12 protein-coding genes are annotated in these 18,435 nt (G+C 37.9%); 8 read left to right on the top strand and 4 right to left on the bottom strand.

The annotated features are described in order from the left end of the window. Nucleotides 1-30: 30 nt before the first annotated feature. Complete coding sequence (locus tag HME9304_RS13595) at nt 31-2,067, bottom strand: HD family phosphohydrolase (protein ID WP_112379102.1); 2,037 nt, start codon at nt 2,065-2,067, stop codon at nt 31-33. Nucleotides 2,068-2,179: 112 nt separating this feature from the next. Here HME9304_RS13595 and HME9304_RS13590 point away from each other — a divergent pair, with 112 nt between their 5' ends. Further along, on the top strand, nt 2,180-3,355 hold the full coding sequence (locus HME9304_RS13590) for an acetyl-CoA C-acyltransferase (protein WP_112379101.1): 1,176 nt from the start codon (nt 2,180-2,182) through the stop codon (nt 3,353-3,355). Between the two features lie 21 nt (nt 3,356-3,376). After that, nucleotides 3,377-4,129 (top strand): C40 family peptidase, encoded by a 753-nt coding sequence (locus HME9304_RS13585; RefSeq protein ID WP_112379100.1) that lies wholly within the window; start codon nt 3,377-3,379, stop codon nt 4,127-4,129. A 54-nt stretch (nt 4,130-4,183) separates the two neighbouring features. On the opposite strand, the gene HME9304_RS13580 is transcribed toward HME9304_RS13585, so the two are convergent. Together HME9304_RS13580 and gyrA are read right to left on the bottom strand one after the other, a co-directional pair. Further along, a complete protein-coding gene (locus HME9304_RS13580) occupies nt 4,184-5,452 on the bottom strand; it encodes a tetratricopeptide repeat protein (RefSeq protein WP_112379099.1) in 1,269 nt (422 codons plus the stop codon). Between the two features lie 35 nt (nt 5,453-5,487). After that, nucleotides 5,488-8,019 carry a DNA gyrase subunit A gene (gene gyrA / locus HME9304_RS13575; protein WP_112379098.1) on the bottom strand — a complete coding sequence of 844 codons (2,532 nt, stop codon included), beginning with the start codon at nt 8,017-8,019 and terminating at the stop codon, nt 5,488-5,490. A gap of 260 nt (nt 8,020-8,279) precedes the next feature. On the opposite strand from gyrA, the gene HME9304_RS13570 reads away from it, so the two are divergent. Both HME9304_RS13570 and HME9304_RS13565 read left to right on the top strand, forming a co-directional pair. Continuing rightward, nucleotides 8,280-10,832: an ATP-dependent Clp protease ATP-binding subunit gene (locus HME9304_RS13570; RefSeq protein WP_112379097.1), complete on the top strand. Its 2,553-nt coding sequence runs from the start codon at nt 8,280-8,282 to the stop codon at nt 10,830-10,832. Nucleotides 10,833-10,950: 118 nt separating this feature from the next. Continuing rightward, nucleotides 10,951-11,415: an STAS/SEC14 domain-containing protein gene (locus HME9304_RS13565; RefSeq protein ID WP_417935234.1), complete on the top strand. Its 465-nt coding sequence runs from the start codon at nt 10,951-10,953 to the stop codon at nt 11,413-11,415. On the opposite strand, the gene HME9304_RS13560 is transcribed toward HME9304_RS13565, so the two are convergent. Continuing rightward, nucleotides 11,412-12,950 (bottom strand): NAD(P)H-hydrate dehydratase, encoded by a 1,539-nt coding sequence (locus tag HME9304_RS13560; protein ID WP_112379095.1) that lies wholly within the window; start codon nt 12,948-12,950, stop codon nt 11,412-11,414. The two genes, HME9304_RS13565 and HME9304_RS13560, sit on opposite strands and share 4 nt — an antisense overlap. A gap of 248 nt (nt 12,951-13,198) precedes the next feature. On the opposite strand from HME9304_RS13560, the gene thrA reads away from it, so the two are divergent. The 4 genes from thrA to thrC all read left to right on the top strand — a co-directional run bounded on the left by thrA (nt 13,199) and on the right by thrC (nt 18,365). Then, complete coding sequence (thrA, locus tag HME9304_RS13555) at nt 13,199-15,643, top strand: bifunctional aspartate kinase/homoserine dehydrogenase I (protein WP_112379094.1); 2,445 nt, start codon at nt 13,199-13,201, stop codon at nt 15,641-15,643. Nucleotides 15,644-15,645: 2 nt separating this feature from the next. After that, nucleotides 15,646-16,578, top strand: coding sequence for a homoserine kinase (locus HME9304_RS13550; protein ID WP_112379093.1), 933 nt, complete (start codon nt 15,646-15,648; stop codon nt 16,576-16,578). A gap of 78 nt (nt 16,579-16,656) precedes the next feature. After that, a complete protein-coding gene (locus HME9304_RS13545) occupies nt 16,657-17,013 on the top strand; it encodes a four helix bundle protein (protein WP_112379092.1) in 357 nt (118 codons plus the stop codon). A 56-nt stretch (nt 17,014-17,069) separates the two neighbouring features. Beyond that, on the top strand, nt 17,070-18,365 hold the full coding sequence (gene thrC / locus HME9304_RS13540; RefSeq protein WP_112379091.1) for a threonine synthase: 1,296 nt from the start codon (nt 17,070-17,072) through the stop codon (nt 18,363-18,365). Nucleotides 18,366-18,435: the final 70 nt, after the last annotated feature.

Below are 18,435 nucleotides of genomic sequence, written 5' to 3'. Positions count from 1 at the left end.
TTTTTTGCCTTTAAATTTCATTGGGCGAAATCAATCGGGGTATTCTATCCGTAAGTGATAAATATTGGTCAATTTTTGCTTTAAAACCTTTTTGACCATCTCTATTTCTTTCAATGTTATATTTGCATTTAAGAATTGATTGGCCTGCATCTGACCTTTTACTATTTTCTCTACAAATTCATCGATAATTGTAAAAGTTGGATTTTTCAAACTTTTGGAAGCAGCTTCAACGGAATCGGCCATCATTAAAATAGCAGTTTCCTTAGAAAAAGGTATTGGTCCAGGGTATCTAAAGTCTTCCTCATTAACATCGTTTTCCAGTTCCTGTTGTTTCTTATAAAAGTAAAAGACCAAAGTAGTTCCATGATGCGTCCGCAAAAAATCTATTATTCTGTCGGGGATTTTATTTTTTCTAGCTATTTCAATTCCCTTTATTACATGATCTATGATGATTTTGGCGCTCTCTTTTGGTGGTAGGTCATCATGGGGATTTACATTGGTAACTTGGTTTTCCGTAAAAAAAGTGGGCTTTTGCATCTTTCCAATGTCATGGTACAGTGCTCCTACCCTAACCAACATGGCATTGGCTCCTATTTCATTTGCCGCGGCCTCTGCTAAATTGGCAACTTGTAAAGAATGGTGAAAAGTTCCTGGTGCCTTATCGGATAGCTCTTTTAATAATCTTGAATTGGTATCCGAAAGTTCCAATAAAGAAACATCTGATATCAATCCAAAGATTTTTTCATAGATATAAATGAGTGGTTGCGCAAAGAGAGTCAATAGTCCGTTCAAGACAAAAATGCCAAAAAGTATCCATTCTATATTTTCAAGATTCCCTTCATGAATTGCATGAAACGCAAAATAACCAATGATATAAATTAGTGTAATCTGACCTACCGAAATAAATAGATTGGCACGTTTGTAAAGTTCTGATGCAGTTAAAATTGTAACGATACCTGCTATTATCTGCAAAAAGATATATTCAAAACTGTTAGGCACTACAAAACCTAATATAAGTACGGTAAGTACGTGCACGAACAAACCCAACCTTGCATCAAAAAAGTTTTTCAATATCAACGGTAAAATACATAAAGGAACAACATATACGTAGCTCTCATTATTTTTAACCATTAGCGTTGTAGCAAATACCATCAACAGAATATTTACAAAGATGAAAGTGACCTTATTGTTGTTGTTAAAGATTTCACTACGGTATTTTTTTATAAAAAGAAATAGCATTATCAATACCAATGCTACCAATATAATGTAGCCCAAAAGAATAAAATAAGAATTGTTGCCGTTCCACAGTTCAGATTCATACTCTTCTTTTAATGAATTGAGAATTTTAAAGTTCTCCGCTTCAACCACCTCTCCTTTTGCCACAATAAGTCTACCCTCGGAGATTTCACCTCTTGTAACAGAGATTTTAGAAAGTTCTTCTTCCAAGGCCTTTTCAGTGAGAGCTTTGTTATAAAAAGCATTTGCTTTTAGACTTTTGTCCACCGCTCGTCCAATAAGATTTTCCGATAGGATTTTCTTGTTACTTAGTATTTCTGTAAGATTTTGTTTTGCCTCATCTAAATCTAAGAGGTTGTTGGAAACCATTTGTTTGGCTTCATTGTTTTCAACAAGTAAAATAGAATTGGAAACTGGTTTTTGTTGAAATACTCCAATTTCATAAATATCATCTATAGTTTCCGAGGCTGTATTTTGCAACAATTTTTTCTGTGGGTCAGAATTGGAACTTTGTGCTAGTAGGTCTTTCAATTCTTTTTCTAACTCCTTTTTTATTTCCAATGCTACAGAAGCATCATAATCATAATAATCAGCTTTGTTGTTTTTAATGGCCTGTCTTTCTTGCGATAGTTCTTCTTCGGTCTTTTTTAAGGAAAAATCTATTGGTGCATATAAGTTTTCATACTGCCAAGGCTTTCCTTTTTGAAATTCATATTTGAACTTTCCTCCCTTGGGGAAAAAGAATACGATAAGGGCAACGGAAACTAAATAAAGAAGATACTTATAAGCAATTGATTGATTTTTATAAACATTGTCCAAAGTTTTTCCCATTAGATGCGCAGTTGTGTTCAAAAATAGAAAATATAAATAAGAAGTGTGCCCACTGTCATGCATGCATCTTTGTGTTTAATTTTAGTATTTTCGCAACAATAAATATGCTTATATGGATCAAGTTGTAATTGTTTCTGCCGTAAGAACCCCGATAGGTAGTTTTATGGGTGCACTATCAAATGTTCCTGCACCAAAATTGGGCGCCATAGCAATTAAGAGTGCTTTGGAAAAAATAGGTTTAAAGCCAGAACTAGTAGAAGAAGTGCTGATGGGCAATGTTGTACAGGCAGGAACAGGGCAGGCACCTGCAAGACAAGCTGCCATATACGCAGGTATTCCAAATACTGTTCCGTGTACTACTATAAATAAAGTTTGCGCATCTGGGATGAAGGCCATCATGCAAGCAGCCCAATCCATTGCATTGGGAGAAAATTCTATTGTGGTTGCGGGGGGAATGGAAAATATGAGTCTTATCCCTCATTATTCTTACATGAGGAATGGTCTAAAGTTTGGACCTGCCACAATGATTGATGGAATGCAAAAAGACGGTTTGGTCGATGCTTATGATCAAAACGCCATGGGTGTATGTGCCGATGCATGTGCAGTTGAACACAACTTCAGCAGGGAAGACCAAGATAACTTTGCTATCCAATCATATGAAAGATCTGCGAAAGCATGGGAAGATGGAAAATTTGACAATGAAGTAATCCCAGTAGAGGTTCCACAACGAAGAGGTAAACCGGTAATCGTAACCAAAGACGAAGAGTTTACCAACGTTAAAATGGAAAAAATTCCTGCGTTACGACCTGCTTTTACAAAAGATGGTACAGTTACGGCAGCAAATGCATCCACTATAAATGATGGTGCAGCAGCTGTAGTACTCATGAGCGCCAAAAAAGCTTCTGAAATGGATATTAAACCCTTGGCAACCATAAAAGGCTATGCCGATGCGGCCCACGAACCGGAATGGTTCACAACAGCACCTGCAAAAGCTTTACCCAAAGCATTGGATAGAGCAGGCATATCGATAAAAGAAGTAGATTATTTTGAGTTTAATGAAGCATTTTCAGTTGTTGGACTAGCAAACATGAAGCTTCTAGGATTAAATGACTCCAACGTAAATGTTAACGGTGGTGCTGTTTCCTTGGGCCATCCACTTGGTTGTTCTGGAGCAAGAATCACGATTACGTTGCTTAATGTCCTTGAACAGAACAATGCTAAATTAGGAGCTGCAGCCATTTGCAATGGTGGTGGTGGTGCCTCTGCAATTGTTTTAGAAAGAAATTAATCCAACCAAGTCAAGAAATAAATGCGATATGGTGTTTGCCATTTAAGTATTGTTCCTATTAGAATTCTTCCAGACGATAGTGAAGAAATCATTTCACAACTCTTATATGGAGATTATTTTAAGGTTTTGGAAAGCAGAAAGAAATGGAGCAGAATTCGTATCTCCCATGATGCTTGCGAAGGTTGGGTAATTAACGATCAATTTACCAATATTCTTGAAAGTGATTTTCAAAAATTGGATGCAACTCAAAATCATAAATTCTCATCTGATATAATTTCGCACATTGATACAGAAAACGGTTTATTTATACCTATTATAATGGGTTCCATTGTTTCCAGTTCGCAATTCTTAAAGCATAAATTTGAGGGAGAACATATAAAAGGGAAGAAACCAAAATCAGGTTTGGTGGATACAGCACTTTTATATCTTGGAGCTCCATATATGTGGGGTGGAAAAACGCCTTTTGGAATTGATTGTTCCGGATTGACCCAAATGGTATACAAAGTAAACGGATATCAGTTAAAGCGGAGTTCAGCAGAACAATCAAAACAGGGGGAGGCCTTAAGCTTTATTGAAGAGAGCGAACCTGGGGATTTAGCTTTTTTCGACAATCCAGAAGGTATAATTGATCATGTTGGAATTATTTTAAAGGATAATTATATCATTCATGTTCACGGTCATGTACGTATTGACAGAATAGACCATACGGGAATATTCAATACTCATGAAAAACGCTACACCCATAAGCTCAGAGTAATTAAAAAGGTAATCTAAAAAAAGCCCTGATGGTTTTCATCAGGGCTTTTTTTAGATTATGGGAAATACTTACTATTCTTCTCCCATTAGTTTTTTCATGCGCATAAAATTTTCCGTATCCCCAAGCGCACCATAGATGTTCTTTAATTGAGATAATATACCTTGATTATCTGGATTGGTTTTTAAAGCATCCTCCAGTATTCTTGCACCCTCTTGAAACAAATCGTCCTTTTTTTCCTTCAGTTCTTCATATCTGGCGATATCCGCTCTTGAGTTTCCTAAGGCGTTCATTTCATCAATAAGGGCATTGCCCTCATTAACGTAAGTTGTTGAAAGATTCAGAAGGGCGTTGATGTAACCTGGGTCTATAGCCAATGTTTTCTTATAGGCATCCCTAGCCTCTTCCAAATTACCTTGTTCCATATTAATAACACCGATGTTATAGAGTAAATCAGCATTATCTGGAGCCATTGCGGAAGCTTCTGCCATCAACTCCTTAAATTTGTCTTTATCGCCCATTGCATAATGTAGATTGGCCTGTCCCAAAACAAGGTTTACATCATCAGGTTCAACGGCCCTGGCATCTGCATAAGCGGCCAATGCCTTCTCATTGTCACCCAATTGTTGGTAAATGAGTGCAATATTCTTTACAATTTCAGATGTTTTGGAAGGTGTTCTTTCTTCTTTTGGATCCTTGTGGGTTCCTGCCTTTACATATAGGTCTCTTGTAGTTTTATCCATTGTTTCAACCTCACCGCTTTCAATATTTATGGCGGTATAGGTCACTCCGCTCCCATCATAACCTATTTCTTTTAATTCATTGTAGTACGTAAGTGCCTTATCATAGCTCTGACCGTTTACTGCGCTACTAGCCGCATAATATAGATAAATGGTATCTTTTGGACTCAGTTGATAACCCAAATATAATTTTTCTGCTGCCTCTTCAAATTTCTTGTTGTTATTATCCTCTACAGCTGCATTCACCAAATCCGCGGTCATTTGGGATAAACTTTGTGCAGCAACAGTGGTATATTTTTCCTTTCCACTTGCTTCTTCAATAGAGATTACTTTCTTATAGGAGTCAATTGCTGGTTGAAATGCAGTGGCATCTCCTTTTTTAGCAAGGTCTGCATAAATATTACCCCTTACGGCATAATATTGTGCCTGTGTTTTTTCATCAGCCGCATCAATTAGCGACGCAGCTCCCTCAAGTGCAGTTTTAGCACTCGCGGAATCACCATTTTTTAATGCCTTTTCCGCTGCTTTTATTTCATTCTTTTGGGAGAATCCAATCATGGAAACTCCTAGGGTGAGTAGTAGTATAAAAACTTTAGTCTTCATTTTGAAATTGATTATAATTATTAGTGTTTATTGATTTATTCTTTTGTTTCGTTGGTATCATTATCAATTGCCGTGCCATCTTCACCATTAACCTCTAAATCAAGAATATCTGTTTCTTCAACTGCATCTTCATCCTTCATAACTTTTGCTACGGCAGCAATAGAATCACTGTCCTTAAGATTGATAAGCCTGACACCTTGTGTAGCTCTTCCCATTACACGAAGATCTTCGACACTTGTACGAATCGCGATTCCAGACTTGTTTATAATCATCAAATCATCTGTATCCGATACATTTTTTATAGCCACCAAACCACCTGTTTTATCAGTAATGGAAATAGTTTTTACACCTTTTCCACCTCTGTTGGTGACCCTGTAATCATCAATAGTGGAACGCTTTCCGTATCCATTTTCAGAGACCACAAGGATATCGTCCTCAAAATTATGGACAGATACCATTCCTATGACTTCGTCTTTATCATTGGCCAGTCTAATACCCCTAACTCCAGAGGCATTTCTTCCCATGGGCCTGGTTTTGCTCTCCTCAAAACGTATTGCTTTACCAGATTTTAAGCCCAGCAAGATTTGGCTGGTTCCCGTTGTCAACTTAGCTTCGAGCAATTCGTCTTCATCTTTAATGGTTATGGCATTGATCCCATTTTGGCGTGGTCTCGAATACTGCTCCAAAGATGTTTTCTTTACGTTTCCTTTCTTTGTTGCCATGATTACATAATGACTGTTCACGTAATCTTCATCTTTCAAGTCTTGGGTACAGATAAAAGCCTTGACCTTATCATCTTGCTCTATATTGACCAAATTCTGAATGGCCCTTCCTTTAGAAGTTCTACTGCCTTCTGGAATTTCATATACCCGCATCCAGAAGCATTTTCCTTTCTGCGTGAAGAACAACATATATTGGTGATTGGTTCCCACAAACAAATGCTCTAAGAAATCCTCATTTCGTGTTGAAGAGGCTTTTTGGCCGACCCCTCCCCTATTTTGGGTTTTGTATTCGGTAAGAGGAGTTCTTTTAATATAACCGGCATGGGAAATTGTGATAACAACTTGCTCATCAGGAATCATGTCCTCGATGCTCAAATCGCCACCTGCGAAATTTATTTCCGATCTGCGTTCATCACCATATTTTTCCTTGACCTCCAAAAGCTCATCAGTTATGATTTGCATTCTACGGTCTTTTCTAGCAAGGATATCTTTTAAATCCTCTATGGTTTTCAACAACTCATCATATTCTTCTCGAAGCTTATCTTGTTCTAAACCGGTAAGTTGTCGCAATCGCATTTCAACAATGGCCTTTGCTTGGACCTCTGTAAGTTTAAAACGCTCCATCAGGCTATTTCTGGCCTCTTCCACATTAGAGGAAGCCCTGATTATCGCTATTACCTCATCAATATTGTCAGAAGCAATAATGAGACCTTCTAAAATATGTGCGCGATCTTCTGCTTTTCTAAGGTCATATTTGGTCCTACGCACAACAACCTCGTGCCTATGCTCTACAAAATGGTGGATAATCTCCTTCAGGTTGAGCAGTTGTGGTCTTCCTTTAACTAGAGCAATATTATTTACACTAAAAGAAGATTGAAGTGCTGTATATTTATAAAGCGTATTAAGAACAATATTTGGAATTGCGTCACGCTTTAAAATGTAAACGATTCGCATTCCCTTTCTATCGGATTCATCACGTATAGTGGAAATTCCTTCTATTTTTTTATCATTGACTAGGTCGGCCGTCTTTTTTATCATATCAGCTTTATTGACCTGATATGGTATTTCGGTAACGATAATGCACTCTCTGCCTTGAACTTCTTCAAAAGTGGCCTTGGCCCGCATCATTACCCTACCCCTACCTGTATGAAAGGCTTCTTTAACACCATCATATCCATAAATAATACCACCTGTTGGAAAATCAGGGGCTTTTATATGGGTGATCAATTCATCTATTTCAATGTCACTATTCTCAATATAGGCAATAGTTCCATCCACTACTTCTGATAAGTTATGAGGTGGCATATTGGTTGCCATACCCACTGCAATACCGGATGCTCCATTGACCAATAAATTTGGTACACGGGCAGGCAGTACCGTAGGTTCTTTGAGCGAATCGTCAAAATTTAGCTGGTGATCAACCGTGTCCTTATCAATATCCGCCAACATCTCATCAGCGATTTTACGCATACGTGCCTCCGTGTAACGCATTGCTGCAGGACTATCGCCATCCACAGAGCCAAAGTTACCTTGGCCATCTACAAGCATGTACCTTAAACTCCATTCTTGGGCCATACGCACCATACTGTCATAAACAGATGTATCGCCGTGAGGGTGGTATTTACCCAAAACCTCACCAACAATACGTGCAGATTTTTTATGTGAACTAGATGATCTAACACCCAATTCGTGCATTCCAAATAACACTCTTCGGTGAACTGGTTTAAGTCCGTCCCGCACATCTGGCAGGGCACGTGACACAATGACCGACATTGAATAATCAATGTAGGCAGATTTCATCTCATCTTCAATGTTGATAGGAATTAACTTTTCGCCTTCCGCCATGCTAAAATCTTGTTGCTTTTGTGGTTAAAATATCATGGCAATATACGCAAAATCACACCTTTCAAAACACTTGTAACTTACTTTATTAAAAAAATTATCAACAGTATTACTCTCGATCTCAAAATAATAATAAAGCTTTGTTAAACAGCGATGAAAGTGCTCTTTATTTCGACAATTAATACTAGTTTATCGAATATGGGTATAGTATTTGACTACGGTAACAATACTTTTATTAATTTTAATTGCTGAAAAGGAAACGTATGGATGATAATTTTTCCCCTAGAGTAAAAGACGTAATAGCGTATAGCAAAGAGGAGGCCCTTAGATTGGGACATGATTTTATAGGAACCGAACATTTAATGTTGGGGCTGTTAAGGGATGGTAATGGCAAGGCAATAAATATTCTTGATGCATTGGATGTTGATTTAGACCACCTTAGAAGAAAGGTTGAAATCTTAAGTCCTGCCAATCCAAATACGGGAACAATACAAAAAGATAAAAAAAATCTGCACTTAACAAGACAAGCAGAACGAGCTCTTAAGACAACTTTTCTTGAAGCTAAACTTTTTCAAAGTTCCTCAATAAATACTGCGCACCTTTTGCTATGTATCCTTAGAAACGAGAACGATCCCACAACAAAGCTTTTACACAAGCTTAAGGTTGACTATGATAATGTTAAAGAGCAGTTTAAATCCATGATTACAAGTGATGATGATTATTTGGATTCGCCACAAGCCGAATCATTTTCAAGTGACCCCGAGGATTTAGGAGATTCAAAAGAAGGCTCTTTTGGTTCTGGATCTTCACAAAAAGGAACAAAAAAATCCAAAACTCCTGTTCTGGATAATTTTGGGCGCGACTTGACCAAATTAGCTGAGGAAAATAAATTGGACCCTGTTGTTGGACGGGAAAAAGAAATAGAAAGAGTTTCTCAAATTTTAAGTAGAAGAAAGAAAAACAACCCATTATTGATTGGCGAACCCGGTGTGGGCAAAAGTGCCATTGCCGAAGGCTTAGCCCTTAGAATCATAAATAAAAAGGTCTCCAGAATTCTTTATAATAAAAGAGTCGTTACGTTGGATCTTGCATCATTGGTCGCAGGTACAAAATACCGTGGGCAATTTGAGGAACGAATGAAAGCGGTAATGAACGAACTGGAGAAAAATGACGATATCATTTTGTTCATTGATGAGATACATACCATTGTGGGTGCAGGTGGTGCCACTGGAAGTTTGGATGCATCAAATATGTTCAAACCGGCACTTGCAAGAGGTGAAATTCAATGTATTGGTGCTACCACTCTCGATGAATACCGCCAGTACATCGAAAAAGATGGTGCTTTGGAACGTCGTTTTCAAAAGGTAATGGTAGAACCTACCACCGTTGAGGAGACCATTGAAATCTTAATGAACATCAAAGGTAAATATGAAGATCACCATAACGTAAATTATACGGATGAAGCTATTTTGGCCTGTGTAAAATTAACGAATCGTTATATGACCGATCGTTTTTTGCCGGACAAAGCCATTGATGCACTTGACGAGGCAGGTTCAAGAGTACATATCATAAATATGGATGTGCCAAAACAAATATTGGAGCTTGAAAACCAGTTAGATGATGTTCGCGAACTCAAGAACAGTGTTGTCAAAAAACAAAAATATGAAGAAGCTGCAAAACTTCGTGATGATGAAAAACGTCTAGAAAAAGAACTGGCTTCTGCCCAAGAACACTGGGAAGAAGAAAGTAAACTGCACAGGGAAACTGTTTCCGAGGATAATGTAGCCGATGTAGTTTCAATGATGAGCGGCATACCCGTAAATAGGATAGCACAGACCGAAAGCAACAAATTGGCGGAGTTACCCGAGTTGATCAAAGGATTTGTCATAGGACAGGACAATGCTGTGTCCAAAGTTGCAAAAGCAATTCAGCGCAATAGAGCTGGGCTCAAAGACCCCAACAAACCTATTGGTTCCTTTATTTTCTTGGGACAAACGGGAGTGGGCAAAACACAGTTGGCAAAAATTCTCGCAAAGGAACTTTTTGATTCCGAAGATGCACTTATAAGAATTGATATGAGCGAATACATGGAAAAGTTTGCCATATCGAGATTGGTTGGTGCACCTCCAGGATATGTTGGATATGAAGAGGGTGGTCAATTAACTGAAAAGGTCCGCAGAAAACCGTATTCCGTTATTTTATTGGATGAGGTCGAAAAAGCGCACCCAGACGTTTTTAATATGCTTTTGCAAGTTTTGGACGATGGCTTCCTTACGGACAGTCTCGGTAGAAAGATAGACTTTAGGAATACAATAATTATAATGACCTCAAATATAGGAGCCAGACAATTAAAGGATTTTGGACAAGGCGTGGGGTTTGGAACAGCAGCAAAAAAGGCCCAGGCCGATACACATCAAAAAAGTGTTATTGAGAATGCTCTTAAAAAAGCGTTTGCTCCGGAATTCTTGAACAGAATTGACGATGTTATCGTATTTAATTCTTTGGAAAGAGAGGATATTCATAAAATTATAGATATTGAACTTGATAAACTATTCGGCAGGATCAAGGATATTGGATATACTCTTGATCTTACTAAAAAAGCGAAGGATTATATTGCTGAAAAAGGTTTTGATAAACAATACGGTGCAAGACCCCTTAAAAGAGCAATTCAGAAGTATATTGAAGACGCTCTAGCTGAAGAAATCGTAAACTCGAAGCTTGAAGAAGGTGATAGTATTTTTATGGATTTAGATGAGAAAAAGGAAGAACTCACTATTAAAATAAAAAAACCGGAAAAAACGCCAAAGGCAGAATAATCAAAATAATTCCACTATAAAAAATGCCGACAAGTTTGTCGGCATTTTTTGTTTCCTTACCAAACTTGCCGTACAAACGATATTTGCGCCTTTAATCTAATATTTTTCAAACCCTCTTATGTTACACATATTTTCGTCCACGAGACACTATAATTATTTGGGGATGAAAATTGCTTCTACGAAGAAAGCCAATGTTCTGCGCGAGTACCAATTGGATATCGGTAGTATTCAAGTTTTTGATGACTACATGGTTTCTACTTTTGAGGAAGGCGCCACTTTAACGCTGGAACGAGCGTATCAAATTATCGGTATATCCGAAATACATTTCAGGGATAAAGATTTTGGATATATAAGCCTTCGTAAGAATTCATACGCTGTAGACCCAACAATCTATAATTACTTGAGAGGGTTGGAAAATTTAAAGGCGTTTGCCATTGTTTCCAAAAAAGAAATAGACATGCACAACTTTAAGATAGAGAAGCTATTCTATAAAAAGAATATGGAGTTCTTTATTGAATATGATAATGCATTGGTATGGGTCAAAAAAAGATTGAAAAGAAATAAAAAGAAAACTTCAAGTTAGGTTTCTTTTCTAATGGGAACATCTTCAGGAGATTTTAATATCTCAATATAGGCCTTCCCAATATTTTCAATTATTCCGGAAGCTTTTAAAGATTCGTAACCTTTTGAAGTCACACCGATGTCACCAGCTAGACCGTGAAGGTAAACTCCAAAGATAGCAGCATTTAATGGAGTATATCCTTGGGCTATAAGACCCGTTATCATACCTGTCAAAACATCCCCGCTTCCAGCAGTCGCCATGCCTGGATTCCCTGTAGTATTCACAAAGCCCTTATCCTTGTGGATTATTATGCTATGCGCACCTTTAATAACTATGATACAATCATTTTCCGTAGAAAAAATTTTTGCTTTTTCAAGTTTATCAAAATCATCTGACCATTCACCTATCAAACGCTCCAACTCCTTTGGATGAGGAGTTAACACCGAATTTTTAGGGAGGTATTTCAGCAAGCTCGGTTGCTTTGCCAATATATTGAGTCCATCAGCATCTATAACTAAAGGAGCTGTATTTTTTCTTAAGAAAAATTCAAAGGCTTTTTGGGTAATTTCCTTGGTTCCCATCCCCATACCTACCCCAATAACATTAGGTGTAAATGAAAGGTCAATTGCTGATATATTTTCATCATCGTCGTCAGTCAGAACCATAATTTCCGGCACCGCGGTCTGTAACGAATGATACCCGCATTCAGGAACAAAAGCTGAAACCAAACCACAACCAGTGGATAAACATGCATTGCTAGCCAATTGTACCGCTCCAATTTTCCCGTAACCCCCACCAATAATCACAGCATGCCCATAGGTACCTTTATGCGAAAACTTTGTTCGCTGTTTATACATGGGCAATACTTCATTTTTACCAATCAATTCATAATCTGTTGCTGTCGCATCCAAATATTCGGGATCCAATCCAATGTCAAGGATTTCCCATTGGTTTTGATAGATTCCTGTTTCGGGAAGAAAAAATACCAATTTAGGGACTTGAAAACTGAGTACATAGTTTGCCCTAATCACGTTTTCCGTATCCCATGGAATTCTATGGCATGGCAATCCAGACGGGATGTCCACGGAAAGTACAAATGCAGACGAAACATTAATGTGTTCTATAAGTTTTGAAACCCAAAAATGTGGTGCTCTGTTCAATCCTATTCCAAAAATAGCATCGACCACGATATCATCTGGTGAAATGTTCGGTAAAGCACTTTTCTCTTTGATGAAATTCGGCCATATTTTTCTGTCTTTTAACCGTTCAAGGTTCAGAAGAAAGTCCTTGGACCGTTTCTCACTATAATTCACGACATGAACTTGAATGGAATAATCATTTTCTTTGAGATGCCTTGCAAGTGCGATTCCATCACCTCCATTGTTCCCAATGCCACAGAACAATTGAATATTTACATTGGCACCTTGCAACCTAGAATGTATCCAGTCAAAGATTCCAATAGCAGCCCTCTCCATAAGCTCATCGCTACGTATTCCCTGTTTTTTAATTGTGAATTTATCAGCTTCATAGATTTGTTTTGCAGTTAAAATTTTCATTCAATAAGAAAAATTGATTATTACTATATATTTCGCAAAAATTTTAGAATGATTTGGGAAAGCAATCAAAAGTACTACATTTGACATCCATATTGAATTATGCAAACTAAACAAACGGATATAAATACACCATTGATGAAATCAATTTCATCCATCTTCGCTTTTACTACCATTACCCCTTTGGGGTAATTGCATAATTGTTTCCGTCCGTCCATTAATCATATTATTTTTCCATATACCGATCACACATGAAAGTCTTAAAATTTGGTGGCACTTCCGTAGCCAATCCAGAAAATATTAATCAGGTCAAAGCCATAATTCAAAACGAAGCTTCAGAAAAAATAGCTGTTGTAGTATCTGCTTTTGGGGGGGTGACCGATTTATTGCTGAATACCTCTGAATACGCCTCAAATCAGGATTTATCCTATAAAAAAGGGTTTAAAGAAATTGAGGATAGGCATTTTGAAACCATAAGGAAGCTTATACCTGTAAAAGAACAAAGTACGATTTTGAGCAAGGTAAAAAGTGATTTGAATACTCTTGAAACACTATTGGAAGGCTCATTTCTAATTGGCGAACTTACCCCAAAGCTATCTGATAAAATAGTGAGCTATGGTGAGCTGTTATCCTCCTTTATCATTGCAGAGTTTTTTAAGGCCGAAGGGCTGGATGCTGCGTATAAGGATACACGGGAACTCATAAAAACAGATGCGAATTTTGGAAAAGCAAATGTACAATTTGATACCACTGTCCATAATTGCAATGCTTATTTTAAAACGGCACAGCAAAGGATTACGATACTACCGGGATTTGTATCCTCAAGCGGTGCCAACGATTCCACTACTCTGGGAAGAGGAGGCTCGGACTATACCGCAGCAATTATAGCAGCTGCGGAGAAAGTGGATATCCTAGAGATTTGGACAGATGTAAGTGGTATGTACACAGCTAATCCAAAATTGGTGAAACAAGCAAAGTCAGTATCCCGATTAAGCTACGAAGAGGCCATGGAGCTTTCCCATTTTGGGGCCAAAGTACTATATCCGCCTACAATTCAACCTGTATTGAACGAAGGAATCCCAATAGTGATAAAGAACACGTTCAGCCCTGAGGACGAGGGAACCCAAATTACCAAAAACACCAATGGTAACGGAAAAACCGTTAGGGGGATAAGCCATGTGGGCGGGATTAGCCTGCTTTCTTTGGAAGGTCCCGGTATGGTAGGTATTCCTGGAATATCCAAACGTTTTTTTGAAACACTTTCCCAAGAGGATATTAGCGTAGTTCTTATTACGCAGGCTTCATCGGAACATTCCATCTGTGTTTGTATTTCCGATACTGATGTGGAAAAGGCGGTCAATAGCGTAAACGATGCTTTTACCTACGAAATAGCCAGTCATAAAATAAAGCCAGTAATCGTGGAAAAAGACTTGGCCATTGTTGCTTTGGTCGGCGATAACATGAAAAGTCATCAAGGATTGAGTGGTAAAATGTTCAGTACACTTGGAAAAAACAATGTCAATATAAGAGCTATTGCCCAAGGGGCATCCGAGCGTAATATTTCTGCAGTAATTCTAAAAAACGATGTAAAAAAAGCACTTAACGCACTACACGAAATATTCTTTGAAGAGAATATAAAGCAGCTCAATTTATTTGTTATGGGTGTTGGAAACGTCGGCTCAAAATTTCTTGATCAAATAAAACAACAAAGAAAATACCTAAAGCAAGAGCTCAAGTTGAATGTACGTGTCATTGGAATAAGCAATTCCAGAACCATGTATTTTGATGAAGACGGTATATCTTTAAAAGATTGGGAATCGAATCTGGCAAATGGAAAAAAAGCGGACAAGTCTTTGTTTTTTGATAAGATAAGGGAGTTGAACTATCGTAACAGTGTATTTGTTGACAATACCGCTAGCGAGGAAGTTTCGTTGAGCTATGCCAAGTATTTGAAGAACAGTATTTCCGTTGTTACTTGCAACAAAATTGCCTGTTCTTCCGATTATACTTATTATAAACAACTTAAAAAACTTGCAACACAATACAATTCCCCTTTTTTGTTTGAAACTAATGTTGGTGCTGGGCTTCCAATCATAGACACGCTAAAACATCTAATAGCTTCTGGAGATAAGGTGAACAAGATACAAGCTGTTCTATCGGGCAGTTTAAACTTTATCTTTAATAATTTTAATGATTCGGTCTCCTTTCACGATATCGTAAAACAAGCGCAGGAAGAAGGATATACCGAGCCCGACCCGACCATAGACCTCAGTGGCGTCGATGTTATGCGAAAAATTCTCATTTTGGCACGGGAAAGTGGTCACCAGTTGGATATGAATGAAATCGTAAGTGATTCGTTTTTACCAGAAGAAAGTTTGAAAACGAATTCTAACGATGAATTTTTTGAAACATTGAAAAAGAATGAGACTGAATTCCAAAAAACCTATAAAGATGCCAAGGACGAAAACAGTAAACTGAAATACGTAGCACAGTTTGAGAATGGAAAAGCTAAAGTGGGACTTCAAAAAATACCTATCGGACATGATTTTTATAATCTAGAGGGAAGCGACAACATTGTCCTGTTCTATACCGAACGCTATCCAGACCAACCCTTGATCATAAAAGGTGCCGGTGCCGGTGCCGAAGTTACTGCATCTGGTATCTTTGCTGATATTATACGAATCGGAAACTTCTAATAATGGAAGAACTAAAGGTTTTTTGTCCGGCGACCATTGCCAATGTTTCTTGTGGATTCGATGTTTTAGGATTGGCATTGGATTCCGTAGGGGATGAAATGATTGTAAGGAAAACTTCGGAAAAAGGGGTATTCATTACTAAAATAAAAGGACAGCAACTCCCAATGGAGACCAATAAAAATGTTTCCGGTGTAGCAGGATTGGCGTTATTGGAAAAGAGCGATTATCAAGGTGGATTTGAAATAGAAATAGACAAAAAAATCAAACCAGGTAGTGGAATCGGAAGCAGTGCTGCAAGTTCGGCAGGGGCAGTGTGGGCCATGAATCAGCTTTTAGGCAAACCTTTTTCAAATCTGGAATTGGTCCAATTTGCCATGCAAGGTGAAAAATTGGCAAGCGACGTTGCGCACGCAGATAATGTGGCACCTGCCATTTATGGTGGATTTACATTGGTTCGAAGTTATCAGCCTTTGGATATTATTTCAATTCCCACACCTGAAGAATTATTTGCCACCGTAATTCATCCGCAAATAGAAATAAAAACATCGGATTCCAGAAAAATCTTAAAGACTACCATTACGCTGGAAAAAGGTATCCGACAATGGGGCAATGTTGGTGGACTTGTGGCCGGGCTTTTCCAGAACGACTATAGCTTAATAGGGAGGTCGTTACAAGATTATATCGTTGAGCCCATACGTTCTATTTTGATTCCAGGTTTTGATGCAATAAAAATAAATACTAGAGAAGCTGGAGCCTTGGGTTGTGGCATTTCTGGTTCTGGCCCATCGATTTTCACATTGAGCAAAGGTGAGCATACCGCTTTACAAGTAGCCGATGCTATGAAAGAAACGTATAAAGCTATAGGTGTTGATTTTGATATTCATGTGTCGAAGATCAATGTGGAGGGGGTGAAAAGGATGACCGATGACCGATGACCGATGACCGATGACTGATGACTTATAGCACTAAAAATTAAAAACGAACTACTACGACCTCAAATAAAACTTTTATGAATGGACAAGTTTAAATTCGAAAAGCTAAATATTTGGCAAAAGGCTATGGACTTTGGAGAAGTAATTGACCGACTAGCCCTTAAATTTCCTGAACGAGAAAAATTTAATTTAGCATCGCAAATTTGTAGAGCCTCTGATTCAATAGCTTTAAATATTTCCGAAGGTTCAATTGGGCAATCAAATCCCGAACAAAGAAAGTTTATGGGGTATTCCATTCGTTCATTAGCCGAGGTAGTAACCTGCTTATTCAAAGCAAAAAGAAGAAAATACATTGACGAAGTCAAGTTTGTCGAACTATATAATGAAGCATTCCATCTTATGAACATGATGAGTGCCTTTAAAAAAAATATTAAATGATTCTTTATAGATTCTTCCGTCATTTGTCATCCGTCATTCGTCAATTTTAAAAGTCAATGAAATTCTACAGCTTAACTAACAATCACAATCAAGCTTCGTTCAAAGAAGCCGTTATAGCAGGAATCGCTCCAGATAAAGGACTCTACTTTCCAGAAAAAATTACTCCGTTAGCGGCAGATTTCTTTGAGAAGATCGAGACCTGTTCCAATCATGAAATAGCTTTTAGGGCAATTCATCAATTTGTGAGTGCCGATATCCCAGATAGTATTTTAAAGGATATCTTGAAAAACGTTTTGGATTTTGACTTTCCCGTGGTAGAAATTCAAGAAGATATTGCCACTCTTGAGCTATTTCACGGCCCTACTATGGCCTTTAAAGATGTTGGTGCACGATTTATGGCCAATTGTTTAGGGTATTTTTCCAAAAATGAAAGCAATGAAGTCACTGTTCTTGTTGCTACTTCCGGTGATACAGGAGGAGCGGTAGCCAATGGTTTTTTGGGAGTAAAAAGAGTAAATGTGGTCATACTGTACCCCAGTGGTAAAGTAAGCGATATACAAGAAAAACAGCTCACCACTTTGGGACAAAATATCATTGCAATGGAAGTTGATGGTACTTTTGACGACTGCCAAAAGATGGTAAAATCCGCTTTTTTGGATGCTGAAATTACGGCTTTAAAAAAATTGACATCGGCCAACAGTATAAATGTAGCGAGATGGCTACCACAATTATTTTATTTTTTATTCGCCTTTAAACAAGCTAAGTCCAAAGGCAAAGAAATTGTTTTCTCCATACCGTCCGGTAATTTTGGAAATGTTTGTGCTGGAATGGTGGCCCAAAAAATGGGTATGCCCGTCAAACACTTTGTAGCAGCTACTAATGTCAATGATGTGGTTCCAAAATTTATGCATAGTGGAGCTTATAATCCAGTTCCTTCAATAGCAACGATTTCCAATGCTATGGATGTTGGGGATCCCAGCAACTTTGTACGCATAAGACAACTGTACGGGAATGACCTTGTAGAGCTCAAGAAAAATCTTTCCTCTTTTTCGTTTTCAGATGAAGAGACCAAAGATGCCATGAAAGAAATCTATTCCAAATCCGAATACGTGGTGGACCCCCATGGAGCGGTGGGATATCTTGGTTTAAAAAAGTACCAAAAAAAGAATCCAAATACATTCGGAATCTTTTTGGAAACGGCCCACCCAGTCAAGTTTTTAGCTACTGTGGAAGAAACATTGAACATATCTCCAAAAATTCCCCCTCAAATCCAAAAAGTAATAAACAGGGAAAAAGAATCCATTAAAATAAATTCATACGAAGGGTTAAAAACCTATTTGATGGGTACATAGGAATTTAAAATTTTGATTTTCTAAAAGTTTGTTCAAAATATTACTTGCAATTAAGGTACATCTTAGGGTG

Source organism: Flagellimonas maritima, assembly GCF_003269425.1.
Taxonomy (GTDB): Bacteria; Bacteroidota; Bacteroidia; order Flavobacteriales; family Flavobacteriaceae; genus Flagellimonas; species Flagellimonas maritima.
This window is presented reverse-complemented; position numbering and strand designations above follow the sequence as displayed.